Consider the following 24,167-nt stretch of genomic DNA (forward strand, 5'->3'; position numbering starts at 1 on the left):
CGTGAAGGCGTTCCTCACCCGGCACCTGCGCAGCCTGGCCGCGGCGGTGGGCGGGCTCGTCGCGACCGGCCGCCGCCACTCCGCCGCCTTCGGCGACCTGTGGCGGCGGTCCCTGCAACTGCGGGTCGTGGTCAGCACGCTCGCGCTCGGTTCCGCGGTGGTGTTCGTCCTCGGCATGGTCTTGCAGAACCAGATCACCGAGCGCCTCCTGGGCACCAAGGAGGCGGCGGCGGTGGCCCAGACGCGCGCCGCCGTGCAGATCGCCGAACTGGAACTGGTCGGCATCAGCCGCGACTCCGACGCGATCCGCGACCGGCTCACCAGCGCGCTCAACAAGCTGACCAGCTCGTCGCCGGACCAGTCCGGCGCGGGCGCGGCAGGCGCGTTCGAGCCGGTGCTGGTCAACGACGCGCCGGACATGGCCCGGGAGGACGTCAGCGCGGCGGGCGACTACAACAGCGTTCCGAAGTCCCTGCGGGATTTCGTGCTGAGCACGCCCAACCGCACGGTTTCCCAGATCTACACCGTCGACCGCGAGGGCGAGCGGCTCACCTTCCTCATGGTCGGCGCCCCGGTCACCACCACGAACCCGGCGCTGCAGCTCTACATGCTCTATCCGCTGGCCGCTGAGCAGCGCACGATCAGCGTCGTGCAGAGCACGCTGCTCGTCGGCGGCGTCGTGCTGCTGCTGCTCTTGGCCGGAATCACCAACCTGGTAACCCGTCAGGTAGTGCTACCGGTGCGCCGAGCCGCCCGCGCCGCCGAACGGTTCGCCGACGGCGAGCTGGACGAGCGGATGGTCGTCGCGGGCGAGGACGACGTGGCCCGGCTCGCCCAGTCGTACAACGAGATGGCCGAGAGCATCGAACGGCAGATCCGGCAGCTTGAGGAGTTCGGCCAGCTCCAGCGCCGCTTCACCTCAGACGTCTCGCACGAGCTGCGGACCCCGCTCACCACGGTCCGCATGGCCGCCGACGTCTTGCACGCCTCCCGCGCGCAGTTCCCCTCGGGTCTTGCCCGGTCTACCGAGCTGCTGGTAGACGAACTCGACCGGTTCGAGACGCTCCTGGCCGACCTGCTGGAGATCTCCCGACTCGACGCGGGCGTCGAGGAACTGGTCACCGAGTACGCGGACCTGCGGGCGATCGCCCGGCGCGCGGTCGAGTCGGTGCGGGTCATCGCGCGCAACGCGGGCTCGGAGATCGTGCTCGACCTGCCCGAGGAGGAGTCGACCGCGGAGGTCGAGTCGCGGCGCGTCGAGCGGATCCTGCGCAACCTGCTCGCCAACGCCATCGACCACGGCGAGGGCAGGCCGGTCGAGCTGCGGATGGCCATGAACGCCGACGCCATCGCCATCACCGTCCGGGACCACGGCGTCGGCCTGCGCCCCGGCGAGGCCGAGCTCGTGTTCAACCGGTTCTGGCGCGCCGACCCGTCGCGCAACCGGCACACCGGCGGCACCGGCCTCGGTCTGGCCATCAGCCTGGAGGACGCCCGCCTGCACGGCGGCGGCCTCGACGCCTGGGGCGAGCTGGGCGCTGGCGCGTGCTTCCGGCTCACCCTGCCCCGGCTCCAGGACGTGGCCTACGTGCAGAGCCCGCTGCCGCTGACGCCCGAGGACGCCCGTCCGGCCACCCAGCCCGCGCCACAGCCGCTGTCGGTACCCGAGGAGGCGTACCCGTGACCCGCTTGCTCATCGCCCTGGTGTGCGCGGCCTTCCTCGCGGGCTGCGCGAACATCCCCGATCGCACCCTGCCCAAGGTCGTCGTGGACGCCACCGCCGACGAGCCCCGCCCGATCGGCAAGCCCGCGCCCGGCCTCGACCCGTTCACCCTCGTCCAGCAGTTCGTCTACAACGCGGGCAACCCCGACGCGGCCCGCACCTACCTGACCGACGAGGCCCGGCCCAACTGGAAGGGCTCCGACGAGCCGACCATCGTCGAGGACGAGTTCAAGACCGTTCCGCAGTCAGTGCAAGAGGGCAGGGACACCGCCAACGAGCAGGTAGTCGTGCTTACCGCCAACGCGGTAGGCAGGCTCAAGGCGGACAACTCCTTCGTCCCGAGCGTGCAGTCGGTGGAGTACCGGGTCATCGTCAAACGCCAAGACGGCCAGTGGCGCATCTCGGTGCCGCCGAGCGCGGTGCTCATCGCCGAGTCGGACTTCGACGCCAGCTACCGCCGGGTCAACCTGGAGTTCTTCGACCCGGAGCAGCGCGTCATGGTCCCCGACCCCCGCTACGTGGCGATCGAACCGCGCGAAGGGCTCTACGGCAGGGTTGTCGGACTGCTGCTCGGCGGGCCGTCCGAGGCCATCCAGGGCGCGGTGCGCAGCCAACTGGAAGGCCTGGGCCTGAGCACCAACGTGGTGCAAGAGCCGGACGGCGCGATCCTGGTCAACCTCACCCGCGTCGACAAGTCCAACGAGGACAGAGAGCGCATGGCCGCCCAGATCGTCCTGTCCCTGAAAACGGTCACGACCAGCGTCGTCCGGCTGCGCAGCGAGGGCAGCCCGCTGGTCCCGACCAAGGAGGACTGGCGGCCCAGCGACGTCGGCTCGTACGACGCCCTCACCAGGCTCAAACCGGACCTTCTCGGCCTGATGGTGTCCGGCGGAAAGCTGCTCTCCCTGCGCGACGGAAAGCCGGTCGACGGCCCCAGCGGCTCCGGCGCCTACGACATCCTCAGCGCCGCCCAGTCCCTCGACGGCAGCCACCTCGCGGTCGTCCAGCGCAGCGAGACCGGCGCCCGCCTGCGCGTCGGCCGCACCAACGCCGACCTGCCCGAGGTCAGCCTGTCCCCGACCGCCACCCTGACCCGCCCCACCTGGCTGTTCGGCGGCACCGACAACGGCGGCCCCAACGAGGTCTGGACAGTCCAGGACGGCGCCTTCGTGGTCCGCGTCGTCCGCACCGCCAGCGGCACCTGGGAGGACTTCCCGGTCGACGCCTCCGAACTCACCCGCAACGGCGGCACCATCACCCAACTGCGCCTCTCCCGCGACGGCGCCCGCGTCGCGGCCGTGGTGAACGGAGAGGTCAAGGTGGCCGCGGTGGTCAGAAAGAACGACGCGGTGGCGATCAGCGCCGCCCGCACGCTGCAAGGCGGTGTCGTCAAGAACGTCATCGGCCTGGACTGGCTCGACCGCCTCACGGTCATCGCCGCGACCGAGCAGCCCGCCATGCCGGTCGCCAGCCTCCCCATCGACGGCCTGACCTACACCCAGTACAACAAGACCAACCTGACCCCGCCGATCACCGCCATCACCGCGGCCCCCAGCCGCTCGGTCATCGTCACCGACGGCTCCGGCATGTGGTCGACCCAGGAGGCGGGCAAGGTCTGGCAGGCCCAACAACCCGGCCAAGGGCGCGGCGCGGTCCCCTTCTACCCCGGCTGACCAGCCTTCGCCAGGGTCCAGGCCACCCTGTGGACAACTTCGGGGGTTGTGGACAACTCCCGCCGCCTGTCGCTCCACTCGGTCCACGCTGGCCCCATGAACCTCACTCCCGTGTTCGACCTGCTCCTGCCCCGCCACTGCGCGGGCTGCGACACCCCCGGCACCCACTGGTGCGCCCCCTGCGCCCAAACCCTGACCGGCCTACTCCAGGTCGACCGGACCGCCACCGCGAAGTCACCCCCCGTCCTCGCCCTCACCCTCTACCGCGGCCCCGCCCGCCGAGCCGTGCTCGCCTACAAGGAAGGCGGACGGCGTGCCCTCGCGGCCGTCCTCGGCCAGGCCCTGGCCGCCGCCCTCCCCAAAGCCGCCGACCGGCTCCCCGCCCTGGCCGCCGCCGTCCCCGCCCTCCTGGCCAACGCCACCCGCCTCACCTTCGGCACCGCACCCCGCCCCGCCGCCCCGCCGCCCCAGACCTGCCTTCCCCACGATCCGGCAGCGGTCCAGCCGCCGCCCCCGCAACCGAACGAACCACCTTCCGCCCGGTCACTCCACTTGCTCGAAGGCTGGTCTTCGCCCAGAACTCCGTCGTTCGACAAGGACAGTGGGCCATCCGCCAATCACCCCTCGTCCAGCGAGTCAGGTGGACCGTCGTCTGTTCGGCATGTCCTCACTGATGCGGTCGGAGTTTCCGCCGACACCGCGATCACACCGACTTCGCCCAGCTCCGCTGCCCCATCGGGCAACCCAGCCTGTTCGCCGCCCCCTCTGGCTTTCGGACCTGTCTCGACCTCGGGGCGGAGTGCGGCCCATCTGCTTTCCCTGTCTCCGCCGACGTCCATCTCGACCCCGCCGCGAGCCTCGGCCCACCACACGGTCCCTCTGCCTTCCCCGACCTCAGCCGTGCCGCATCCCCATTCGTCTTCTTCCCCGTCGCGCCCGACCCGAACCACCTCCCCACCGCCCGCGCCCCTCAAGCCGCCCTTCCCCAAGTCGCCCTGCCACGCGGTGCCCCCTGTCTCGCCGTCGGCTGCCGAAGCCACTCTCTGGCTGGTGCCCGCCCCGTCCCGCACCGCCGCTTCCCGCAGGCGCGGCGCCCACCACATGGCCCGGGTCGCCGTCCACGCCGCCCGCCACCTGGCGGCCAACGGCGTCCCGGCGGCTGTGGCGCCCGCGCTCAGGCTCACCCGGGGCGCGCGGGACTCCGTCGGCCTGAGTCCGGCGGGGCGGGCAGCCAACCTCGCCCGTCACCTCGCCGTCGACCCGGCGGGTGTTCCGCCGCCGGGCACGCCCGTGCTCGTCCTGGACGACGTGGTGACCACCGGGGCCACGGCCGCGGCCTGCGCCCGCGCGCTGGCGGCGGCGGGTCATCCGGTCCTCGCGGTCCTCGCGTGCACGGCGGCGGCATGATCAGGTCCACATGCCGGACACCTGGACGCCCCCAATCGGGTGAGCCGGATCGGGAACCCCGCGTCTGCCCGCCCCGTTGGCTAGGTATGCGGCTCGGTGTGGCGGCGGCGAAAGCGCCCTTGGCGGTGACGGTGACTCCGACTGCCCTAGTCCGCTACACCACTGCTCGGTGGGGCGCCATGCGCTGTCCAGGTGAAACGGCTCGCGCCCGAATGGCCGAGTCGGCTGGCGTGTGCTCCCTTGCGCCGGTTCAGCCGTCGCGGCGAGTAATTCTTCGACGCGGACGAAGGTCCCCCGCCTCGGGGGCTGTTGCTGGGCCCAATCCCGGGCTAACGTGCTGCGCTATCACCGTTCCCGGTCAGCGGGGAGGAGGCGAGGAGCCCATGACCCTGGCGCCGGCGGAGCGCTGATCCGCGGGATTGTTCCCGCAGGTCAGGCCCTGTTCTGGGCTTGGAATCCAGACGAGTCCGGCGCCGCCAGTATCGGCGAAGAACCAGTACTCGCAAACGGCGAGGGAGGTCGTGTATGGACATCGTGGTTAAGGGCCGTAACGTCGAGGTGCCGGAGCACTACCGGACGCACGTCGAGGACAAGCTGACCCGTTTGGAGCGCTATGACCGCAAGGTCATCCGCTTCGACGTGGAGCTGTTCCATGAGCCCAACCGCAGGCAGGCGAAGAACTGCCAGCGGGTCGAGATCACCGGAAAGGGCAGGGGCCCGGCCGTTCGCGCCGAGGCGTGCGCGGGCGACTTCTACGGCGCACTGGATCTGGCGGTGACCAAACTCGAGAATCGGCTGCGCCGCTTGCATGACCGCAGGCGCGTTCACCACGGGCGCCGAAGCCCTGCCTCCGTCGCGGAGGCCACATCCGCCGCCGTCGCCGCTCCCACGAAGAGCGAGACCAACGGCAGGCGCGCCGCGCAGACCGCGGTGCTCGAAGCGCCGGAGTACGGGGTCGCCGATGTCCCCGAGCAGCGGTGGGAGGATGTCGCCGAGAACCTTCCCGGACGCATCGTCCGCGAGAAGGAGCACCCGGCCAAACCCATGACCGTCGACCAGGCTCTCTATGAGATGGAGCTGGTCGGACACGACTTCTACCTGTTCGCCGACGCGGACTCCGGTGTCCCCAGCGTGGTCTACCGCCGCAAGGCCTTCGACTACGGCGTGATCAAGCTGGTCTGACCGGTCGCCGTCACCCATTCGGTGCCCCGGGAGCCGCTTCGGCCCCGGGGCGCCGGTGTGTCCGGAACCCGGCGGGCGGTTGATCCGTTGGTGCTGAGGTGGAGGTCACCCGAGTACCCTGCGCGGCGTTGCTGACGAGTGTCGGTGCGCGCCCAACGGCGGGTTGCCTACGATGACGTACAGGAGCGTCCGTAGCGGGCGCACGACTATCAGCTAGCGAGGTCGACCGGATGGTGCTGTCCCGAATTCTGCGCGCGGGCGAGGGCAAGATGCTCAAGCGACTGCGCAACATCGCAGCGCACATCAACTCGCTGGAGGATGACTTTCTCGACCTGACCGACGATGAGCTGCGCGGCAAGACCGCCGAGTTCAAACAGCGCTACGAGGCGGGCGAGTCGCTTGACGAGCTGCTGCCCGAGGCGTTCTCGGTCGCCCGGGAAGGCGCCAAGCGCGTGCTGGGCCAGCGGCACTTCGACGTCCAGCTGATGGGCGGCGCCGCGCTGCACCTCGGCCAGGTCGCCGAGATGCGCACCGGTGAGGGCAAGACCCTGACCGGCGTGCTCGCCGCGTACCTGAACGCGCTTTCCGGCGGCGGCGTGCACGTCATCACCACCAACGACTACCTCGCCAAGCGCGACGCGGAGTGGATGGGGCGGGTGCACCGCTTCCTCGGGCTCAAGGTGGGCGCGATCCTGTCCGAGATGAACCCCGCCCAGCGGCGCGAGGCGTACCACTGCGACATCACCTACGGCACCAACAACGAGTTCGGCTTCGACTACCTGCGCGACAACATGGCGTGGAGCCTCGACGACATGGTCCAGCGCGGCCACAACTTCGCCATCGTCGACGAGGTCGACTCGATCCTCATCGACGAGGCGCGCACGCCGCTGATCATCTCCGGGCCCGCCGACCAGTCCTCGCGCTGGTACCAGGAGTTCGCCCGGCTTTCGCCGATGCTGCGCAAGGACGTCCACTACGAGGTCGACGAGCGCAAGCGCACGGTCGGCGTCACCGAGAAGGGCGTCGCGCTGGTCGAGGACCAGTTGGGCATCGACAACCTCTACGAGGCCGCGAACACGCCGCTGGTCGGCTATCTGAACAACGCGCTCAAGGCCAAGGAGCTGTACAAGAAGGACAAGGACTACATCGTCCGCAACGGCGAGGTCCTGATCGTCGACGAGTTCACCGGGCGCGTGCTGTCGGGTCGCCGCTACAACGAGGGTATGCACCAGGCCATCGAGGCCAAGGAGAACGTGGAGATCAAGGCCGAGAACCAGACGCTGGCCACGATCACCCTGCAGAACTACTTCCGGCTCTACGACAAGCTTTCCGGCATGACCGGCACCGCCGAGACCGAGGCGGCGGAGTTCCACACCACCTACAAGCTCGGCGTGGTGCCGATCCCGACCAACCGCGAGATGATCCGCAAGGACCAGCCGGACCTCATCTACAAGACCGAGGAGGCGAAGTTCCTCGCCGTCGCCGAGGACATCGCCGAGCGGCACGAGAAGGGCCAGCCGGTGCTGGTCGGCACCACCAGCGTCGAGCGGTCGGAGTACCTGTCGAAGCTGCTGGTGAAGATGGGCGTGCCGCACAACGTCCTCAACGCCAAGCACCACGAGAAGGAAGCCGCGATCATCGCCCAGGCCGGGCACAAGGGCGCGGTCACCGTGGCGACCAACATGGCCGGTCGAGGCACCGACATCGTGCTCGGCGGCAACCCGGAGCACATCGCGGAGGAGGCGCTGCGCGCCCGCGGCCTCGACCCGCTCGAGACGCCGGACGAGTGGCGCGCGGCCCTGCCGGGCGCGCTGGAGAAGGCCGAGGAAGAGGTCAAGGCCGAGAAGATCGAGGTGCGGGCGGCGGGCGGCCTCTACGTCCTGGGCACCGAGCGGCACGAGTCGCGCCGCATCGACAACCAGCTCCGCGGCCGCGCGGGCCGCCAGGGCGACCCTGGCGAGTCCCGGTTCTACCTGTCGCTGGGCGACGAGCTGATGCGCCGGTTCAACGCGGGCATGGTCGAGCGGGTCATGACGGTGATGAACGTCCCCGAGGACCAGCCGATCGAGGCGAAGATGGTCACCCGGGCGATCAAGAGCGCGCAGACCCAGGTCGAGCAGCAGAACTTCGAGATCCGCAAGAACGTCCTCAAGTACGACGAGGTCATGAACAAGCAGCGCAAGGTGATCTACGCCGAGCGCCTGCGCGTGCTCAAGGGCGAAGACCTCAGCGAGCAGATCGAGCACATGATCACCGACGTGGTCACCGCCTACGTCAACGGCGCGACCGCGGAGGGCTACGCCGAGGACTGGGACCACCAGAAGCTGTGGACCGCGCTCAAGACGCTGTACCCGGTGTCGGTCAAGTGGGAGCAGCTGGTCGACCGCGCCGAGGCCGAGGGCTACGACATGGACCACGAGTTCCTGTTGAACGCCATCGTCGAGGACGCCCTGGCCGCGTACAAGATCCGCGAGGCGGAGATCGACTCCCGGGTCGGCAAGGGCGCGATGCGGGAGCTGGAGCGGCGCGTCATGCTCTCGGTTCTCGACCGCAAGTGGCGCGAGCACCTCTACGAGATGGACTATCTCAAGGAGGGCATCGGCCTGCGGGCGATGGCCCAGCGCGACCCGCTGATCGAGTACCAGCGCGAGGGCTTCGAGATGTTCCACGTCATGCTGGACGCGTTGAAGGAGGAGTCGGTCGGCTTCATCTTCAACCTCCAGGTGGAACAGGCCGAGCCGCAGCCCGCGACCGTCCAGCTGGCCGCCACCCCCGCCGCGGTGCCCACGGTCGCCGACCCCGAGGCCGCCGCCCGCCAGGCCGAGCTGCGCGAACGCCAGGCCAGGGCGCTGGCCGCCCAGCAGAAGGCCCAGGCCGAGCAGGCCGCCGCGGCCACCGCCACCGAGAAGCTGCCCCCCGCCCTGCGCGGCAAGGGCTTGGACGGCCCCGCCCCGCAGCGCCTGAACTACAGCGGCCCCGCCGAATCCGGCGGCGTCGAATCCCACAGCGACACCCCCGACGCCGACCCCGCCGCGGCGGGCGCCAGTCGCCGCGAACGCAGGCAGCAGGCCCGCGAACAGGCGAAGAAGGGCCGCAAGGGCCCCCGCCGCTAACCCACCCTTCCGACCAGGAAAGACACCCCGCTCCACCACTGTGGCGCGTGCGGCCTCCCGCCTCACGCGCCACGGTCTTTTCCGACAGCAGGGGTGGTGTGAAGAAAGCCAGGACAACTGGCGGTAGGAACCTTGACGCGCCCGGCCGCCCGACAGCCAGCAGCCAGGGGTCAAGGGCTCATGGTCGGCGACCCGTGATCCGCTGCCAGCGGCGGGCAGCCTGCGACCGGCGGCGCGAGCGGTCGGCCGGTACCTGCGGGTCGCCACCGGCGGCGAGCAGTCGGCCGCCGCCCACAGGCAGCAGGCGGCCCGGCAGTCCGGCAAGCCGAGCCACCAACCCCCGTTTTGCCGGGACGCAGTCTGCCCAAAGCCGGATCACCGGCCCACGGGGCGCAGGAAGGTGCACAGCCAGGTGTCGTTCCGCAACTCCATCCGGCCTGCGAGGGCTCGGCCGCGCCAGGATTGCGGACGTCCGGTCGGCCATTCGCGGATGGAGGCGGCGAGTTCCAGGGTCTCGGGGCTTGTTCGGCAGGTGTGCAGGGAGATCAGGCGGTGGTTTCGGCCGGTGGTGACTCGGGCTCTGGTGGCCATCGCCTCGTAGACGCCGGTGGCGAGGGCGGTGCGGAGTTGGGGGAGGGGTCGGCGGCCGTCCAGGGATTCCAGGAGCAGGGTGAGCAGCCGCCAGACGGTGTCGCGGGTGGGGCCGGGTTCGTCCCAGACGGGGGCCGGGTGGGGTAGGAGTGGCTTGCGGGGCGGTGGCCACGGCGTCACCGCGGGCTCGTAGTCGGGCAGGGCGCTTAGCAGCACCATAGGGGTCCTCCACTCTTCTGCGGTCTCGCCATACAGAGCGGGGTGCCTGCCGCGTCGGGGACGAGGGTCACCTCATGTGGGGAAAACGCCGGAATGTGGGGCAGGATCAGTGCCTGTGCGGTACGAGGCGTTGGTTGTGGACTATGCGGGTGTGTTCACCGAGCCGGTGATCCGGCATGTGGTGGCCCTGGTGCGGGGGCAGGGGTTCCGGACCGCCCTGCTGTCCAATGCGGACACTGTGCCCGGCGGGCTGCCCGACGTCTTCGACGCGGTGGTGGTGTCGGGGGAAGTGGGGATCGCGAAACCGGCGGCCGGGGTGTTCACGCTTACCGCCGAACGGTTGGGCACGACTACCGACAAGTGCGTCTTTGTCGATGACGTCGCCGCTTATGTGCGCGGCGCCGCCGCGGCGGGGATGACCGGGGTGCACCACCGCGCCGTCGAGACCACTGTGGACGAGCTGGAGATCCTGCTCGGCGTCTCCCTACGCTGAGCGGCGGCGCACCAGCTCGAAGCACAGGACGGCTGCGGCGCTGGCCACGTTCAGCGACTCGACGCCGCCGCTCATCGGGATGGAGATCCAGCGGTTGACGTGCGGGCGGACCGCCTCGCTGACGCCCGCGGTCTCGCTGCCCAGGACGAACGCGGCGCGGTCTGGCAGGTCGGCGTCGAAGACCGAGCGGCGGGCGCCCGCGTCCATCGCGTACAGCGGGTAACCGGCGGCGCGCAGGTCGGCGGCGGCCTCCTCGGCCGTCGCGCAGCGCAGGACGGGTGCGGTGAACGCCACACCGGCCGACGCCTTGACCACCAGGGGGTCGATGGTGGCCACGCCGCGGCGGGGGACGACGATGCCGCCGACGCCCGCCGCGGTGGCGGTGCGCAGGATCATGCCCACGTTGGCGGGGGTGGTGATCCCGTCGAGCAGCAGCACGGCCCGGGGCGCGGACTTGCCCGCGAGCGCGTCGGCGAGCCTGCGCATCCGCGGGGCGACGACGTCGGCGAGGACGCCTTGGTCCTGCTTTCCGTTGCCCGCCAACACCTTCACCCGGTGCGGGGTGGCCCGCTGCACCGGCACGCCGCGGGCGCGGGCTGCGTCGAGGATCTCGCGGGCCGCGGGGCCGTGGGCGTTGTCGGCGAGCACCACCTTGTCGACCGACAGGCGGTTGTCGGCCAGCGCCTCCAGCACGGGCTTGCGCCCGTACACGGTGACGAACCGGTCTTTGGGAGACGCTCCCGCGCCAGGGTCGTGCGACACAGCACGCAGCATCGCATGTCACCTGGGCAACACTGCGATGTGTCAGGATCGGGCCATGCCCGACCGCCTGTCCGCCCTCGACGCCTCCTTCCTCTACCTGGAGGATCCGGCCACGCCGATGCACGTGGGCGGGGTCGCGGTGTTCCGCAGGCCCCGGTCGGGCTTCGCCTACGAGCAGCTTGTCGCGCTGATCGAGCAGCGGCTGCCGCTGGTGCCGCGGTACCGGCAGAAGGTGGTCGGCGTGCCCGGCCACCTCGCCCGGCCGGTGTGGGTGGACGACCCGGACTTCGACGTCCACTACCACGTGCGCCGCTCCGCGCTGCCCCGGCCGGGGACCGACGCCCAGCTGTTCGACCTGGTCGGACGCCTGATGGCGCGCCCGCTCGACCAGACCCGGCCGCTGTGGGAGGCGTATCTGGTCGAGGGGCTGGCCCGCGGGCATGTCGCGCTGGTGACCAAGACCCACCAGGCGCTGGTCGACGGCATCCGCACGATCGACTTCGGCCAGGTCATCCTGGACGCCGCGCCGCAGCCGCCCGAGCCTGCGCCCGACGACGAGATCTGGGTGGCGCGCAGGCTGCCGGGGCCGACCCGGCTGGTGCTCGACGCGGTCGCCGAGACGGTGCGGCGGCCCAGGGAGATCGTGGAGAACGCCCGCTCGGCGGCCACCGACGCGCTCGCCACCACCCAGAAGGTCGCGGGCGTGCTCAACGCCGTGGTCTCCGCGATCGGTCTCGCCGCCCGGCCCGCGCAGGCGGGGCCGCTCAACGCCCCGGTCGGCCGGGCGCGGCTGTTCGCCGTGTCCCGCGCCCGGCTGGACGATCTGCGCGGCGTCCGGGCGAAGCACGGGGGCACGGTCAACGACGTGGTGCTCACCGTCATCGCGGGCGGGCTGCGGTCGTGGCTGCTGATGCGCGGCGAGCAGATCACGTCCTCGACCAAGGTCCGCGCGCTGGTGCCGCTGGCCGTGCGGGACGAAGAGGCCGACGGCACGGTGCCGGGGATGCTCGGCAACAAGGTCACCGCGCACCTGGTCGACCTGCCGGTGGGGGAGTCGAACCCGTTCGTGCGGCTGCACCACGTCAGCCACGCCATGCGCCCGCACAACGACTCGGTGCGCTCGGTCGCGGCGTCGGCGCTGCTGCGGGTCGGCGGGTTCGCCCCGCCCACGCTGCACTCGCTGGGCGCGCGGGCCGCCGCGTCGTTCTCCCAGCGCATCTTCAACGTGGTGGTCACCAACGTGCCCGGTCCGCAGATCCCGCTCTACGCGGGGACCGCGCGGATGACCGAGATGTTCCCGGTGATGCCGCTGGGCAAGAACCAGGCGTTGGCCATTGGCGTGACCTCTTATGACGGTGGGGTGTATTTCGGTTTGACGGGCGACCGCACCGCCATGTCCGACGTGGACGTGTTGGCGAGAATGCTGGAAGAGTCAGTCGAGGAACTGTTGACAGCGGTAAGAGCATGACGACAGCAAGAGCGTGAGGAACTGAGAGCGTGATGTCTTGAGGGTGTACGTACCGGCGACGGTGGCCATGCTGCGGGCGCTGAACTCCGACGGGGAGCTGGCCGCGGTCGGCAACACCGCGTTCGCGCTGACCCCGGCGCTGCGGGAGTCCTACGCGACCGGCGGCGACGAGGAGTTGGAGTACGCGGCGATGCTCGACGCGGCCAGGGCGTCGCTGCGGCTGCTCAACGCCGAGTCGGCGGACGAGTTGGCGGCGTTCGCGCGCCGCGCGGTGGTCTCCGCCGACGTCGACGGCGCGGTCCTGCGCCCTGACCTGGACTATTCGGTGGTGAAGCTGGCTGGCCCGATCCCGCTCAAGGTCATCGCCGCGATCCACCTCGACACCGAGGACGCCGAGGCCGCGGTCCGCGCGGCCGCGGCCGTCGTCGACGCCGCCGACCTGGGCGACCCGGACGCGGAGTTCGTCCTCGGCGACGCCGAAGACCACGAGCTGGCCTGGTACGCCCCACAGGAGCTGCCGTTCCTGCTGGAGCTGCTTTAGCCGGCTCATCCCATGACAGGATGGCGGTGCGGCCACAAGCCGCGCCGCCGTCGAGACTCCAGTCACAGGGAGGCGAGCCACACGATGGACGCCGTTTCGTCCGTACCCGTCCCGGCCAACGAGCCGATCAAGCCCTACGCCCCCGGCTCGCCCGAGCGCGCCTCGCTCCAGCGGCGGATCGCCGACCTGGAGGGCGAGCGGGCCGAGCTGACCATGACCATCGGCGGTGCGCGGCGCATGGCGGGCGGCGACCGCGTGGACGTGGTCCAGCCGCACGACCACCGGCACGTCCTCGGCGTCACCGCGCAGGCCACCGCGCAGGACGTCGCCGACGCCGTCGCCGCGGCGAAGCAGGCCGCCCCCGCCTGGCGCGAACTGCCGTTCGACGAGCGCGCGGCCGTGCTGCTGCGCGCCGCCGACCTGCTGGCGGGCCCCTGGCGGGACACGCTCAACGCGGCCACGATCCTGGGCCAGTCGAAGTCGCCGCAGCAGGCCGAGATCGACAGCGCCTGCGAGCTGATCGACTTCTGGCGCCACAACGTGTCCTTCGCCCGGCGGCTGATCGAGGAGCAGCCCGCGTCGTCGCCGGGCATGTGGAACCGGTTCGACCACCGCCCGCTCGACGGGTTCGTCACCGCGATCACGCCGTTCAACTTCACCGCGATCGCGGGCAACCTGCCGACCGCGCCCGCGCTGATGGGCAACACGGTCGTCTGGAAGCCGTCGCCGACCCAGCAGCTGGCCGCGCACCACACCATGCGGCTGCTGGAGGCAGCTGGCCTGCCCGCCGGGGTGATCAACATGGTCACCGGGGACGGGGCGGCGCTGTCCGAGGTCGCGTTGGCCGACCCGGAGTTCGCGGGCCTGCACTTCACCGGGTCGACCAAGACGTTCAAGCACCTCTGGCGGCTCATCGGCGACCACCTCGACACCTACCGCTCTTACCCGCGCATAGTCGGAGAGACCGGCGGCAAGGACTTCGTCGTCGCCCACCCGTCGGCCGACCCGGCCGCCGTGGTGACCGGCCTGGTCCGGGGCGCGTTCGAGTACCAGGGGCAGAAGTGCTCGGCGGCATCGCGCGCCTACATCGCCCGGTCCCTCTGGGACGGCGGGCTGCGCGAGCGGCTGGCGGACGTCACCAAGACCATCTCCTACGGCGACGTCACCGACTTCGCGCACTTCGGCGGGGCGGTCATCGACGCGCGCGCGTTCACCAAGCACAGGGCGGCGCTGGAGGCGGCGGCGGCGAACTCCTCGATCGAGGTGCTTACCGGCGGCACGGCAGACGACTCGGTGGGCTACTTCGTCCAGCCGACCGTCCTGGTCGGCAGCGACCCGCTGCAGGACGTGTTCACCACCGAGTACTTCGGCCCGATCTTGGCCGTGCACGTCTATGAGGACGCCGAGTACGCCAAGGTGCTGGAACTGGTGGACACCTCTTCGCCGTACGCGCTTACCGGCGCGGTGTTCGCCACTGACCGCGCGGCCGTCGAGCAGGCGCACCAGGCGCTGCGCTTCGCGGCGGGCAACTTCTACGTCAACGACAAGCCCACCGGCGCGGTCGTCGGCCAGCAGCCCTTCGGCGGCAGCCGCGCGTCCGGCACCAACGACAAGGCCGGGTCGATCTACAACCTCCAGCGCTGGGTCAGCCCGCGGTCGGTCAAGGAGACCTTCGTGCCGCCGACCGACCACACTTACCCGCACATGGGTTAAAGCACAGAAGAGCGCCCCGCAGAGTCCTCCTGCGGGGCGCTCTTCTTATGCGTTCTTATGCGCTAAGAGTCAGCTACCGGGAAGCTCGGCGACCTGGGAGGCGGGCGGCGCCGTGATGTCCACGGTCTTGCCCCAGTCGCTGTAGTCGGCCTGGATCTTCACCTTCTGGCCCGCGGCCGGGACCTCGGTGACGAAGCGGACCGGCAGGTCGTCGCCGTCGACCCACGCCTCGACCGGCAGCGTCTTCACACCGGACTTCTCCAGCTCGGCGATAGCCGCCTTGTCCATGCCCAGGCCCTGGTTCCCGAGCTTGGCCACGTCGACGGTGATCGAGTAGTGCGTGGTCTCCTTGCCGTCGATGGTCTCCTCCTTGGTGGAGGTGATCTCACCGGCGTCGGCGAGCTGCTCCAGCATCTTGCTCGGGTCGACCTGCTTGATCGAGTCCAGCGAGCCCCCCACCGTCTTGGCCATCGGGTTGTCGCCGTTCAGATCCATCTTCACCCACGGCTTGCCGGGCTCGAGTTCCCTCGGGCTCTTGAAGTAGATCACGTTGTCGACGAACAGCATGGTCATCTCGCCGCCCGGCATGGTCATCGTCATCTGCATGGCCGTCTCGGCGCCGAAGCTGAAGTCGCCCTCACCCGTGAGCGACTGCCCGCCCATGTCGCCGGTGAACTTCATGTGCGCGCTCTTGGCGCTCTCGCTCTTCTTGCCCACGGCGTCGCTGAGCATCTTGAGGCTCTCGAACCCGGTCTTGGCCGCGGCGGAGGCCTCGGTCGACTTGCCGCCGGTGGACGAGGGCGTGCTCGCCGGGTCGCCTGAGCACGCGCTCAGGGTGAGAGCGGCCGCGGCCACCCCGACCAGCAGCTTCGTCTTGCCTGTGAACCGCATGAACAATCCCCTCAGTACGAGTCATGTGTCTGTTCCCCAGGACGTCTCACCCGTCCGAGGGTTCCCCGACCCTGGTCGAGTGGACGAAGGATACGTCGCGGCCACTCGCCGCCGACGCGTGACAGGGCACGGCGGTCACTATCGGGCGCGCTGCCACCCGGCGGATGACGATTTCGGGCAGGGCGCGGCCTAGCCGAGCGGTCGCAGAATGCGGTCCAGCCACTCCTCGACGGTGCGGGAGATCGCGGGCAGCTCCCGCTTGAGGGAGTGGTCGCCGGGGAGGGTGACGATCTCCCGCAGGTGTCCGCCCGCGGGCCTGCCGAACGGGTCGCTCTCGCCCTGGAGCACCAGGGTCGGCACGGCCACGGCGTCCAGTTCCGGCTGCCGGGTCTTCTCCGGCTTGCCCGGTGGGTGCACCGGGAACGCCAGGCAGAGCACGCCGACGGCCTCGCCCTGGTCGGCGGTGCGGCACGCGACCCGGGCGCCGGAGGACCGGCCGCCGAAGACCAGGGGCAGGTCGTCGAACCAGAGGGCGGACAGGTGCTCGGCCACGGTCAGCCACGCCGTGTCGAGCTGGCGCGCGGGGGCAGGCGCGCGCCTACCGGCCACCCGGTAGGGCTGCTCGACCAGGGCGACGTGCACCCCGGCCGCCGTGGCCCCCCGCACGGCGGCCACCAGGTCGGGCGCGTCGATGCCGCCGCCCGCGCCGTGGCCCAGGAGCAGTCCCGCCCGGCCCTCTGGGGCGCAGTGCAGTTCGGCCCTGGCCAGGCCGTGCGGGGTGTCGATGCGCGCCTTGGTCACCGGCGGGCCTCGGCGCCGAAGAGGTCCGGCGCGTCCAGTTCCTGGGCGGGCTCGTCGCGGTCGAGCAGGTGCGGGCCGTTGTTGCGGACACTGTTGACGGCCGTGGACACCGGCCTTATCTCCAGGGCGTCCACCAGGTCCCACGGCGGCGGCGCGAGCAGCGCGGACACGTCGGTCGAGTCCGGGTCGAGCCAGGCGGACCAGCTGTCCCGGCCGAGGATCAGCGGCATCCGGTCGTGGATGTCGGCCAGCGGGCCGACCGCGTCGGTGGTCAGGACCGCGCAGGTGATCAGTAGTGGCGCGGCCGGGTCGGCCTGGTCGCGCCAGGTCGTCCACAGGCCTGCCATCGCGAGGCTGCCGCCGTCCTGGGGGGTCGTGTAGAACGGCTGCTTCGAGGTCTTGTCGCGGCGCCACTCGTACCAGCCGTCGGCCGGGATGATGCAGCGGCGCTCGGCCAGCGACTTCTTGAACGCGGGCTTCTCCGCCGCGCTCTCGGACCGGGCGTTGATCATCCGCGCGGCCCCGGAGGCGTCCTTGGCCCAGTTCGGGACGAGGCCCCACTTCATCACCCGCAGCGTGCGCTCCGTGGTGCTCTTGTCGACCGTGCCGTCGGCCGCGCGCGGGTGCCGCTGCACCACCGTCACCACGTTCTTCGTCGGCGCCACGTTGTAGTCGGGCTCGGGCGCCTGCTCACCTGTGGCGTCGAGCGCGTCGAACTCCGCCGCCAGCGCCGCGGGGTCCTTCGCTGCCGCGTACCTGCCGCACAAAGCCATCCACCTCCATCGGTGTGTCGAATCGTGACATGTCGGACCGACAGGGGCGAGCCGGTAAACCGCCGGACCAGCGAATGCGGGAGGATTGGCCCATGCCGCAGCCCTGGTCAGCCCCGGTCGCCTCGGCCCCGGTGCACGCCACCGTGACCATCCCCGGATCCAAGTCCATCACCAACCGCGCCCTGATCTTGGCCGCTCTCAGCGGCAGGCCGAGCACGCTAACCGGCGCGCTGGAAGGCCGCGACGCCGATCTTATGATCGCGGCTCTACGCGCTCTCGGCGTCCCGGTAGAGGTGGACGGCACCACGGTCCGGGTCGGCGCGCATGACGGCTTCGGCGGCGTTCGAGGCACGGCCGAGGTCGACTGCGGGCTCGCGGGCACGGTCATGCGGTTCGTCCCGCCGCTCGCGGCGCTCGCCGACGGCGCGGTCCGCTTCGACGGCGACCCGCGCGCCCGGGAGCGGCCGATGGGCACGGTGCTCGACGCGCTGCGCGGGCTCGGCGCGGTCGTCGATGGCGACGCGCTGCCGTTCACCCTGGTCGGCGCGGGCGGCATCGCGGGCGGCACGGTGACCATCGACGCCTCCGCATCCTCGCAGTTCGTCTCCGGACTGCTGCTGTCCGGCGCGCGGTACGACAAGGGGTTGACCATCCACCACGCCGGGAAACCCGTTCCCTCTATGCCGCACATCGACATGACCGTCGAGATGCTGCGTGCTGCCGGTGTCGTGGTGGACGACACCGAGCAGAACACCTGGCAGGTCGAGCCGGGGCCGGTCGCGGCCCGCGACTGGGCCATCGAGCCCGACCTGTCCAACGCGACGCCGTTCCTGGCAGCGGCCGCGGTCACCGGCGGCGAGGTGACGGTCACCGGCTGGCCGTCAGCGACGACGCAGCCCGGCGACGCCATCCGCGGAATCCTGGCGCGGATGGGGGCGGAGGTGACCCTGTCCGCGGACGGCGCGCTCACCGTGCGCGGCCCGGCCACGCTGTCCGGTGTGGACATAGACCTGCGCGACGTCGGGGAGCTGACCCCCACGGTCGCCGCCCTGGCCGCGCTCGCCGACAGCCCGTCGCGCCTGCGCGGCATCGCCCACCTGCGCGGCCACGAGACCGACCGGCTCGCCGCCCTCGCCGCCGAGATCACCACGCTGGGCGGTGACGCCACCGAGACCGACGACGGTCTGGAGATCCGCCCGGCCACCCTGCGCGGCGGCCCGTGGCGGGCCTACGCCGACCACCGGATGGCGACCGCGGGCGCCATCATCGGCCTGGTCGTCGAGGGGGTCGCGGTGGACGACATCGCCACCACGGCCAAGACCATGCCCGATTTCCCGGCGATGTGGTCCCGGATGCTGACCGGGGCCCGCTGACGTGGCGTCCCGGCGCGGCGACTGGAGCAGGCTGGACGAGACCGACGTCCGGGTGCGCCCCGGCAAGGGCACCCGCCCGCGCAGCAAGCGCCGCCCGGAACACGCCGACGCCGTGACCGCCATGGTCGTCGGCAAGGACCGCGGCCGCTGGACCTGCGCCGTCGACCGCGACCCCACCCACCTGGTCGTGGCGATGCGCGCCCGGGAGCTGGGCCGCACCCCCGTCGTCATCGGCGACCAGGTCGACATCGTCGGCGACACCTCCGGCGACGCCGACACCCTCGCCCGCATCGTCCGCGTGGCCGACCGCACCAGCGTCCTGCGCCGCACCGCCGACGACACGGACGCCTTCGAACGGGTCGTCGTGGCCAACGCCGAGCAGCTGCTGATCGTCTGCGCCCTGGCCGACCCCCCACCCCGCACCGGCTTCATCGACCGCTGCCTGGTCGCGGCGTTCGCGGGCGGCCTGACCCCCATCCTCTGCCTGACCAAGGCAGACCTGGCCGACCCGGCAGACCTCCTGGCCGCCTACGCGGAACTGGACCTCCCAGTAGTGGTCAACCGCCACGATGCAGAACCACAAGAACTCCGAGAACGCCTCACAGACCGAGTTTCAGCCCTGGTGGGCCACTCCGGCGTAGGCAAGTCCACTTTGGTCAACCGCCTGGTCCCCGACGCCTACCGCGCGATCGGCGCGGTAAGCGGCGTCGGCAAGGGCAGACACACCTCCACCTCAGCGGTGGCACTCCCCCTGCCAGCGGGCGGCTGGGTGGTCGACACCCCCGGCATCCGCTCCTTCGGCTTGGCCCACATCAAACCCAACGACATCGTGGCCGCCTTCGAGGAATTCGTCGCCCCAGCGGAGGAATGCCCCTCCGGCTGCGGCCACCTGGGCGCCCCAGAAGACCCGGGCTGCTACCTGGACTCGGTAGTGCAAGAGGGCCAAGCCACCCCCGGCAGACTGGCGTCCCTACGCAGACTCTTGTCCTCCAAAGCAGGCGTAGACGACCACACCGACCGAGAACAGTCCGGCTAAGACAGTGCTGTCTGGCGCTGTTCAGCGAGGTGGGAAAAACCTGGGGCCGGTCCACTTGGCCAAGCGGGCGGCGGCTTCGACGTAGTCGATCGCCCCCGTCGCCACTTCGATCACCAGGTAGTACGCCGGGTCGTCCGGCGCATCGAGATCGTGTCCGTTGAGACCGTAGAAGACCAGCATCGCCATCCATCCCAGTCTCTTGTTGCCGTCCACAAGAGGGTGATTGCGAACGACCGATTCGAGCAACACCGCTGCTTTCTCGTGCAGGGTCGGATAGGCGTCTTGCCCCATCAGCGAGGTCTGCGGGCGGTGAGCTGCCGAGTCGAGCAGGCCCAAGTCTCGGATTTTGGGCACGCCGAGGTCCTCGGCTAGTGCCAGCAGGTCTTCCAGCGTGAGGTACTCGACGTTCACTGAGCCAGGCGATCGAGCAAGGCGGCGTAGCGTTCGCGTCCTTCGCGTGAGAGCTCCCGCACCCGGCCCTCGCGCACACGCCGCGCGGCGGTGGCGGTGATAGCGCGAACTGCTGCTTCGTGCTTGCTTATCCCGTCGGACTCGGCGAGCAGGGCCAGAGCGCGCTCTTGCTCCTCGGTCAGTCGCAACGTCATCGCCATGTCAACGATGCTACCATTTTGGTAGCACCCACTGTCGATCGAATCTGGTGTCAGCGAGCCGCGATATCGGCGACCACGCCGTCGACCAGCGCCACCAGATCGGCCGCCGCGATCTCGATCTCCAGCCCCCGCCTGCCACCGGAGCAGAACATCGTCGGAAACCCGGCGGAAGACGAGTCCACCACCGTCCGCAAGCGCTTGCGCTGTCCCAGTGGAGAGATGCCGCCCGCCACATACCCGGTGGTCCGCTCGGCCACCGCCACCTCAGCCATCCGAGCGCGCTTTCCGCCGACAGCCGCCGCCAGCGCCTTGAGATCCAGCTGCGCGTCAACCGGCACAACGCCCACCGTCAGCACCCCGTCGACCTCAGCCAGCAGCGTCTTGAACACCCGATCAGGCGAAACTCCCAACGCGGACGCGGCTTCCAGCCCATAGGACTCACGGGGATCGTGCTCATAAGAGTGCAGCGTGTGCGTGATCTTCCGCTTCGCCAACAACGCTGTCGCGGGGGTTCCTCGTCCGGCCACCGCGCCAGGGTAGAGGGGGAATGCGGAGCCCGTCGCGGGTGTTGTCGCTGGCGTGGTCACCGAGCAGATTCTCGAGGTAAAGCGCCCCAGCTCACGTCTGCCGCGTGCGCGGGCTCACAGCCGTGCGGACGAGGTCCGCGTAAGCTCGGGGAAGCAGTATGCGCACCTGAAGATGGGTGTGCGAGCACCCGAAGGGAGCCCGGTGCCCCGCACCGAAGCCCAGCCACACAGTGAGGCCACCGAGACCACCGAGACCACGGCCGAGCGCGCGGAGCGGTTCGAGCGCGACGCGATGCCGTTGCTCGACCAGCTCTACTCCGCCGCGCTGCGCATGACGCGCAACCCGGCCGACGCGGAGGACTTGGTCCAGGAGACCTACTTGAAGGCGTACGCCGCCTTCGAGTCCTTCTCGGCGGGCACGAACATCAAGGCGTGGCTGTACCGCATCCTGACCAACACCTACATCAACGGTTACCGCAAGCGTCAGCGGCAGCCGTTGCAGTCGCCGACCGACGAGATCACCGACTGGCAGCTCGCGAAGGCCGAGAGCCACACCTCCAGCGGGCTGCGCTCCGCCGAGGTGGAGGCGATGGACCTGCTGCCGGACGACGACGTCAAGAACGCGCTGCAGCAGCTTCCCGAGGAGTTCCGTCTCGCGGTGTATCTGGCCGATGTCGAGGGATTCGCGTACAAGGAGATCGCCGAGATCATGGCCACGCCGATCGGCACCGTGATGTCCCGTCTGCACCGCGGCAGGCGGCAGTTGCGCGACCTTCTGACGGGCGTGGCCCGTGAGCGGGGGTTCGTGCGCTCGGGCGCGCAGGAGGTGGCGGGGTCATGAGTTGCGGACGCCACCACGAGACCGACTGCTCCGAGGTGCTGGGCGAGCTGTGGCTCTTCCTCGACCGCGAGTGCGACGTGCAGCGCCGCGACCTGCTGCAGAAGCACCTTGAGGAGTGCCGCCCCTGCCTGGAGCGCTACGGCATCGAGGAGCACCTCAAGATCCTGCTCGCCCGCAAGTGCGGCGGCGACCAGGCACCGGACGAGTTCAAGGAGCGGCTGCGGGCATCGATCCGGCAGACCGTGCTCGACGCGGGCCTGCCCGCGGGCGCGGTCGAGGTCACCCGGACCAGCCAGGTCACCGTGCAGACCACCCAAACCACCCAGACGACCCAGTCGACGGCTGAGCCGCGCGAAGACTGAGCCGTGCGAGCGGACGACAGAGGCCCCGGCGCGCCTGCGTGCCGGGGCCTCTGCCGTGCTGAGAGCGTCTGCTCAGGCGTTGGGGCGCTTACCGTGGTTGGCGCCACCCTTCTTGCGGTCACGACGCTTGCGGGCGCGCTTCGACATCGGTGTCTCCTCTGGCGTTGGTCGGGGCGTGCGAGCCTCGCGGACACACCGGCCGCACGCCTTCGGGCACGATTTTGCCATGCCGGGCTTCAGTGACTCTCCAGGGCTGGGGCGCATGGTTGGATTGGCGCGAGCAGAACTCGTTCGAGGAGGACCGGTCGATGGCCCACGAGATCCACGCCGAAATGGTCGCCAACGTGCTGAACGTCGTGGCGCAAGAGGGACAGACCCTGGCCGAGGGCGACACCGTGGTGATCCTGGAGTCCATGAAGATGGAGATCCCAGTGCTGACCGAGGAGAACGGCACGCTCACCAAGCTCGCCGTCAAGGAGGGCGACGTCGTGCAGGAGCACGATCTGATCGCCGTCGTGGAGTGACCAACCCCGTGGAGCCCTGTGTCGACGCTCTCTGACCTGCTCGCCGAACACACCGGGCTTCCCGGTGGCGCGGTAGACCACCTGCAGACCGTGGTCGCCGAGTGGCAGCTGCTGTCCGACCTGTCCTTCGCCGATTTCCTGCTCTGGGTCCCGGTGACCGAGGGCCAGGACGGCTCCCTGCCGCCGGACGCCGACGAGCGCTACATCTGCGTCGCGCAGGCCCGGCCGACGACAGCGCCGACGGCGCACCCCGAGGACGTCGTCGCCAGCCACACCGACGCCGACGAGCACCCGCAGCTGCGGCGCGCGATGCTCGACCGGCGGATCTGCCGCGAGGAGGACCCGCGCTGGTATCTCGGCGTGCCGGTCCGCCGCGAGGTGATCCCGGTGACCTACCGGGGCGAGGTCATCGCGATGCTGTCGCGGGAGACGAACCTGGCGGTGCCCCGGGTGCCGAGCGCCCTGGAGATCGCGTACCTGGGCATCGCGGGCGACCTGTGCCAGATGGTCGCCGACGGCACCTTCCCCACCGCGGAGCCCTCCCCGGACGTGCACACCAGCCCCCGGGTGGGCGACGGCCTGATCCGGCTAGACCCGGCGGGCGCGGTCGTGTTCGCCAGTCCCAACGCGCTGTCGGCGTATCACCGGATGGGGCACGCGGCCGATCTCGTCGGCGTGCGGCTGGCCCCGCTGACCCGCACCCTCATCGGCGACCCGTTCGACGCGACGGAGATCGCGCAGCGCATCCTGCTCGCCCTCGACGGGCAGCCGAGTATGCGCGCGGAGGCCGAGTCGCGCCGGGGCGCCGCGGTGCTGTTCCGGGCGCTGCCGCTGCGGCCGGGCGGCAAGGCTGCGGGCGCGCTGGTGCTCTGCCGCGACGTCACCGAGGTCCGGCGGCGCGACCGGGCGTTGCTGTCCAAGGACGCCACGATCCGCGAGATCCACCACCGGGTGAAGAACAACCTGCAGACCGTGGCCGCGTTGCTGCGCTTGCAGTCGCGGCGGACCAGCAGCCCGGAGGCCAAGGAGGCGCTGGCCGAGTCGGTGCGCCGGGTCGCGGCGATCGCCATGGTCCACGAGACGCTGTCGACGTCGGTGGACGAGCGGGTCGACCTGGATGCGTTGGTGGACAAGGTGATTCCGGTCGTCGGCGATGTCGCGGTCGCCGAGAGCCACGTCAAGGTCCGCAAGAGCGGCCAGTTCGGGGTGGTGGCGGCCGAGACGGCGACGCCGCTGGTGATGGTCCTGACCGAGCTGATCCAGAACGCCGTCGAGCACGCCTATCCGCCCGGTCACTCGGGCGAGGTCGTGGTCACCGCCGCGCGCTCCGCCCGCTGGCTCGATGTGATCGTCGCCGACGACGGCCGAGGGCTGCCGCGCGGATTTTCACTCGAAAGAGCGAATGGATTGGGACTGCAGATCGTCCGGACTCTCGTGGAGTCGGAGTTGCGCGGCTCGCTGTCGCTGCACCGGCGGGAACGCGCGGGAACCGAGGCGGTTCTTCGCGTGCCGCTCTCGCATCGCCGTTGACCACATCGCCGTT

General features: G+C 70.7%; 24 protein-coding genes and 1 pseudogene. 15 read left to right on the plus strand and 10 right to left on the minus strand.

Features of this window, described 5'->3' with window-relative positions; translation table 11 throughout:
- Nucleotide 1 precedes the first annotated feature (1 nt).
- Both mtrB and BLS56_RS18295 read left to right on the plus strand, forming a co-directional pair.
- Nucleotides 2-1,684 (plus strand): MtrAB system histidine kinase MtrB, encoded by a 1,683-nt coding sequence (gene mtrB, locus BLS56_RS18290; protein WP_175482906.1) that lies wholly within the window; start codon nt 2-4, stop codon nt 1,682-1,684.
- Entirely contained in the window at nt 1,681-3,396 is a 1,716-nt protein-coding gene (locus BLS56_RS18295) for an LpqB family beta-propeller domain-containing protein (RefSeq protein ID WP_091452242.1), read from the plus strand. Before mtrB ends, BLS56_RS18295 begins: the two co-directional genes overlap by 4 nt.
- A 234-nt stretch (nt 3,397-3,630) precedes the next feature.
- Here the strand turns inward: BLS56_RS18295 and BLS56_RS32805 are convergent, their stop codons facing one another.
- Nucleotides 3,631-3,915 (minus strand): hypothetical protein, encoded by a 285-nt coding sequence (locus tag BLS56_RS32805; protein ID WP_175482907.1) that lies wholly within the window; start codon nt 3,913-3,915, stop codon nt 3,631-3,633.
- 531 nt (nt 3,916-4,446) lie between these two features.
- Here BLS56_RS32805 and BLS56_RS31555 point away from each other — a divergent pair.
- From BLS56_RS31555 to secA, 3 genes and pseudogenes are all read left to right on the plus strand, one after another.
- Complete coding sequence (locus BLS56_RS31555) at nt 4,447-4,803, plus strand: ComF family protein (protein WP_175482908.1); 357 nt, start codon at nt 4,447-4,449, stop codon at nt 4,801-4,803.
- Nucleotides 4,804-5,328: 525 nt separating this feature from the next.
- Nucleotides 5,329-5,985: a ribosome hibernation-promoting factor, HPF/YfiA family gene (gene hpf / locus BLS56_RS18305; RefSeq protein WP_091452245.1), complete on the plus strand. Its 657-nt coding sequence runs from the start codon at nt 5,329-5,331 to the stop codon at nt 5,983-5,985.
- 230 nt (nt 5,986-6,215) lie between these two features.
- Nucleotides 6,216-8,808 (plus strand): annotated as a pseudogene (gene secA, locus BLS56_RS18310) (preprotein translocase subunit SecA); the annotation flags it as partial.
- A 665-nt stretch (nt 8,809-9,473) separates the two neighbouring features.
- Here secA and BLS56_RS18315 read toward each other — a convergent pair.
- Nucleotides 9,474-9,908: an Rv3235 family protein gene (locus BLS56_RS18315; RefSeq protein ID WP_091452250.1), complete on the minus strand. Its 435-nt coding sequence runs from the start codon at nt 9,906-9,908 to the stop codon at nt 9,474-9,476.
- A gap of 115 nt (nt 9,909-10,023) precedes the next feature.
- Here BLS56_RS18315 and BLS56_RS18320 point away from each other — a divergent pair, with 115 nt between their 5' ends.
- On the plus strand, nt 10,024-10,401 hold the full coding sequence (locus tag BLS56_RS18320; protein ID WP_091452253.1) for an HAD family hydrolase: 378 nt from the start codon (nt 10,024-10,026) through the stop codon (nt 10,399-10,401).
- Here BLS56_RS18320 and BLS56_RS18325 read toward each other — a convergent pair.
- On the minus strand, nt 10,393-11,175 hold the full coding sequence (locus BLS56_RS18325; protein WP_091452255.1) for a TrmH family RNA methyltransferase: 783 nt from the start codon (nt 11,173-11,175) through the stop codon (nt 10,393-10,395). The genes BLS56_RS18320 and BLS56_RS18325 overlap by 9 nt on opposite strands.
- Before the next feature lie 43 nt (nt 11,176-11,218).
- On the opposite strand from BLS56_RS18325, the gene BLS56_RS18330 reads away from it, so the two are divergent.
- The 3 genes from BLS56_RS18330 to pruA all read left to right on the plus strand — a co-directional run bounded on the left by BLS56_RS18330 (nt 11,219) and on the right by pruA (nt 14,885).
- Nucleotides 11,219-12,631: a WS/DGAT/MGAT family O-acyltransferase gene (locus BLS56_RS18330; protein WP_091452258.1), complete on the plus strand. Its 1,413-nt coding sequence runs from the start codon at nt 11,219-11,221 to the stop codon at nt 12,629-12,631.
- Between the two features lie 37 nt (nt 12,632-12,668).
- A complete protein-coding gene (locus BLS56_RS18335) occupies nt 12,669-13,172 on the plus strand; it encodes a DUF6912 family protein (protein WP_091452261.1) in 504 nt (167 codons plus the stop codon).
- 84 nt (nt 13,173-13,256) lie between these two features.
- Nucleotides 13,257-14,885 carry an L-glutamate gamma-semialdehyde dehydrogenase gene (gene pruA / locus BLS56_RS18340; RefSeq protein WP_091452263.1) on the plus strand — a complete coding sequence of 543 codons (1,629 nt, stop codon included), beginning with the start codon at nt 13,257-13,259 and terminating at the stop codon, nt 14,883-14,885.
- A 69-nt stretch (nt 14,886-14,954) separates the two neighbouring features.
- On the opposite strand, the gene BLS56_RS18345 is transcribed toward pruA, so the two are convergent.
- The 3 genes from BLS56_RS18345 to BLS56_RS18355 all read right to left on the minus strand — a co-directional run bounded on the left by BLS56_RS18345 (nt 14,955) and on the right by BLS56_RS18355 (nt 17,344).
- Nucleotides 14,955-15,776, minus strand: coding sequence for a LolA-like protein (locus BLS56_RS18345; protein ID WP_091452266.1), 822 nt, complete (start codon nt 15,774-15,776; stop codon nt 14,955-14,957).
- A 189-nt stretch (nt 15,777-15,965) separates the two neighbouring features.
- Nucleotides 15,966-16,577 carry an alpha/beta hydrolase family protein gene (locus BLS56_RS18350; protein ID WP_091452268.1) on the minus strand — a complete coding sequence of 204 codons (612 nt, stop codon included), beginning with the start codon at nt 16,575-16,577 and terminating at the stop codon, nt 15,966-15,968.
- A complete protein-coding gene (locus BLS56_RS18355) occupies nt 16,574-17,344 on the minus strand; it encodes an SOS response-associated peptidase (protein WP_091452488.1) in 771 nt (256 codons plus the stop codon). Before BLS56_RS18355 ends, BLS56_RS18350 begins: the two co-directional genes overlap by 4 nt.
- A gap of 98 nt (nt 17,345-17,442) precedes the next feature.
- On the opposite strand from BLS56_RS18355, the gene aroA reads away from it, so the two are divergent.
- Together aroA and rsgA are read left to right on the plus strand one after the other, a co-directional pair.
- The gene (aroA, locus tag BLS56_RS18360; RefSeq protein ID WP_091452271.1) at nt 17,443-18,723 is read left to right on the plus strand and encodes a 3-phosphoshikimate 1-carboxyvinyltransferase; all 1,281 of its coding nucleotides are present in this window, start codon (nt 17,443-17,445) and stop codon (nt 18,721-18,723) included.
- 1 nt (nt 18,724) lies between these two features.
- Nucleotides 18,725-19,759, plus strand: a complete 1,035-nt coding sequence (rsgA, locus tag BLS56_RS18365) for a ribosome small subunit-dependent GTPase A (protein WP_091452273.1) — start codon at nt 18,725-18,727, stop codon at nt 19,757-19,759.
- A gap of 21 nt (nt 19,760-19,780) precedes the next feature.
- Here rsgA and BLS56_RS18370 read toward each other — a convergent pair whose 3' ends face one another.
- From BLS56_RS18370 to ybaK, 3 genes are read right to left on the minus strand one after another with little or no spacing between them, the layout of a single operon-like run.
- Nucleotides 19,781-20,170 (minus strand): type II toxin-antitoxin system death-on-curing family toxin, encoded by a 390-nt coding sequence (locus BLS56_RS18370; protein ID WP_091452275.1) that lies wholly within the window; start codon nt 20,168-20,170, stop codon nt 19,781-19,783.
- Nucleotides 20,167-20,370: a CopG family transcriptional regulator gene (locus BLS56_RS18375; RefSeq protein ID WP_091452277.1), complete on the minus strand. Its 204-nt coding sequence runs from the start codon at nt 20,368-20,370 to the stop codon at nt 20,167-20,169. The genes BLS56_RS18370 and BLS56_RS18375 overlap by 4 nt, the downstream gene beginning before the upstream one ends.
- Nucleotides 20,371-20,420: 50 nt before the next feature.
- The gene (gene ybaK / locus BLS56_RS18380) at nt 20,421-20,897 is read right to left on the minus strand and encodes a Cys-tRNA(Pro) deacylase (protein WP_091452280.1); all 477 of its coding nucleotides are present in this window, start codon (nt 20,895-20,897) and stop codon (nt 20,421-20,423) included.
- Nucleotides 20,898-21,099: 202 nt separating this feature from the next.
- Here ybaK and BLS56_RS18385 point away from each other — a divergent pair, with 202 nt between their 5' ends.
- Both BLS56_RS18385 and rsrA read left to right on the plus strand, forming a co-directional pair.
- Nucleotides 21,100-21,738 carry a sigma-70 family RNA polymerase sigma factor gene (locus BLS56_RS18385; protein ID WP_407640532.1) on the plus strand — a complete coding sequence of 213 codons (639 nt, stop codon included), beginning with the start codon at nt 21,100-21,102 and terminating at the stop codon, nt 21,736-21,738.
- Entirely contained in the window at nt 21,735-22,100 is a 366-nt protein-coding gene (gene rsrA, locus BLS56_RS18390) for a mycothiol system anti-sigma-R factor (RefSeq protein ID WP_091452286.1), read from the plus strand. Before BLS56_RS18385 ends, rsrA begins: the two co-directional genes overlap by 4 nt.
- Nucleotides 22,101-22,172: 72 nt before the next feature.
- Here rsrA and BLS56_RS33045 read toward each other — a convergent pair whose 3' ends face one another.
- Nucleotides 22,173-22,247, minus strand: coding sequence for a 50S ribosomal protein bL37 (locus BLS56_RS33045; protein ID WP_096498094.1), 75 nt, complete (start codon nt 22,245-22,247; stop codon nt 22,173-22,175).
- 161 nt (nt 22,248-22,408) lie between these two features.
- On the opposite strand from BLS56_RS33045, the gene BLS56_RS18395 reads away from it, so the two are divergent.
- Nucleotides 22,409-22,624 (plus strand): biotin/lipoyl-binding carrier protein, encoded by a 216-nt coding sequence (locus BLS56_RS18395; RefSeq protein WP_091452491.1) that lies wholly within the window; start codon nt 22,409-22,411, stop codon nt 22,622-22,624.
- 18 nt (nt 22,625-22,642) lie between these two features.
- Nucleotides 22,643-24,154 (plus strand): sensor histidine kinase, encoded by a 1,512-nt coding sequence (locus BLS56_RS18400; protein WP_091452289.1) that lies wholly within the window; start codon nt 22,643-22,645, stop codon nt 24,152-24,154.
- The last annotated feature ends 13 nt before the right edge of the window (nt 24,155-24,167 follow it).

Origin of the sequence: Actinokineospora iranica, assembly GCF_900101685.1 — a bacterium.
Classification (GTDB): Bacteria; Actinomycetota; Actinomycetes; order Mycobacteriales; family Pseudonocardiaceae; genus Actinokineospora; species Actinokineospora iranica.

What these genes read in the sequence shown, in the direction of transcription:
- hpf (WP_091452245.1), top strand. Translation starts at nt 5,329, where the DNA reads ATGGACATCGTGGTTAAGGGCCGTAACGTCGAGGTGCCGGAGCACTAC.
- BLS56_RS18315 (WP_091452250.1), bottom strand. Translation starts at nt 9,908, where the DNA reads ATGGTGCTGCTAAGCGCCCTGCCCGACTACGAGCCCGCGGTGACGCCG.
- BLS56_RS18325 (WP_091452255.1), bottom strand. Translation starts at nt 11,175, where the DNA reads ATGCTGCGTGCTGTGTCGCACGACCCTGGCGCGGGAGCGTCTCCCAAA.
- BLS56_RS18330 (WP_091452258.1), top strand. Translation starts at nt 11,219, where the DNA reads ATGCCCGACCGCCTGTCCGCCCTCGACGCCTCCTTCCTCTACCTGGAG.
- pruA (WP_091452263.1), top strand. Translation starts at nt 13,257, where the DNA reads ATGGACGCCGTTTCGTCCGTACCCGTCCCGGCCAACGAGCCGATCAAG.
- BLS56_RS18345 (WP_091452266.1), bottom strand. Translation starts at nt 15,776, where the DNA reads ATGCGGTTCACAGGCAAGACGAAGCTGCTGGTCGGGGTGGCCGCGGCC.
- aroA (WP_091452271.1), top strand. Translation starts at nt 17,443, where the DNA reads ATGCCGCAGCCCTGGTCAGCCCCGGTCGCCTCGGCCCCGGTGCACGCC.
- BLS56_RS18375 (WP_091452277.1), bottom strand. Translation starts at nt 20,370, where the DNA reads ATGGCGATGACGTTGCGACTGACCGAGGAGCAAGAGCGCGCTCTGGCC.
- rsrA (WP_091452286.1), top strand. Translation starts at nt 21,735, where the DNA reads ATGAGTTGCGGACGCCACCACGAGACCGACTGCTCCGAGGTGCTGGGC.
- BLS56_RS18395 (WP_091452491.1), top strand. Translation starts at nt 22,409, where the DNA reads ATGGCCCACGAGATCCACGCCGAAATGGTCGCCAACGTGCTGAACGTC.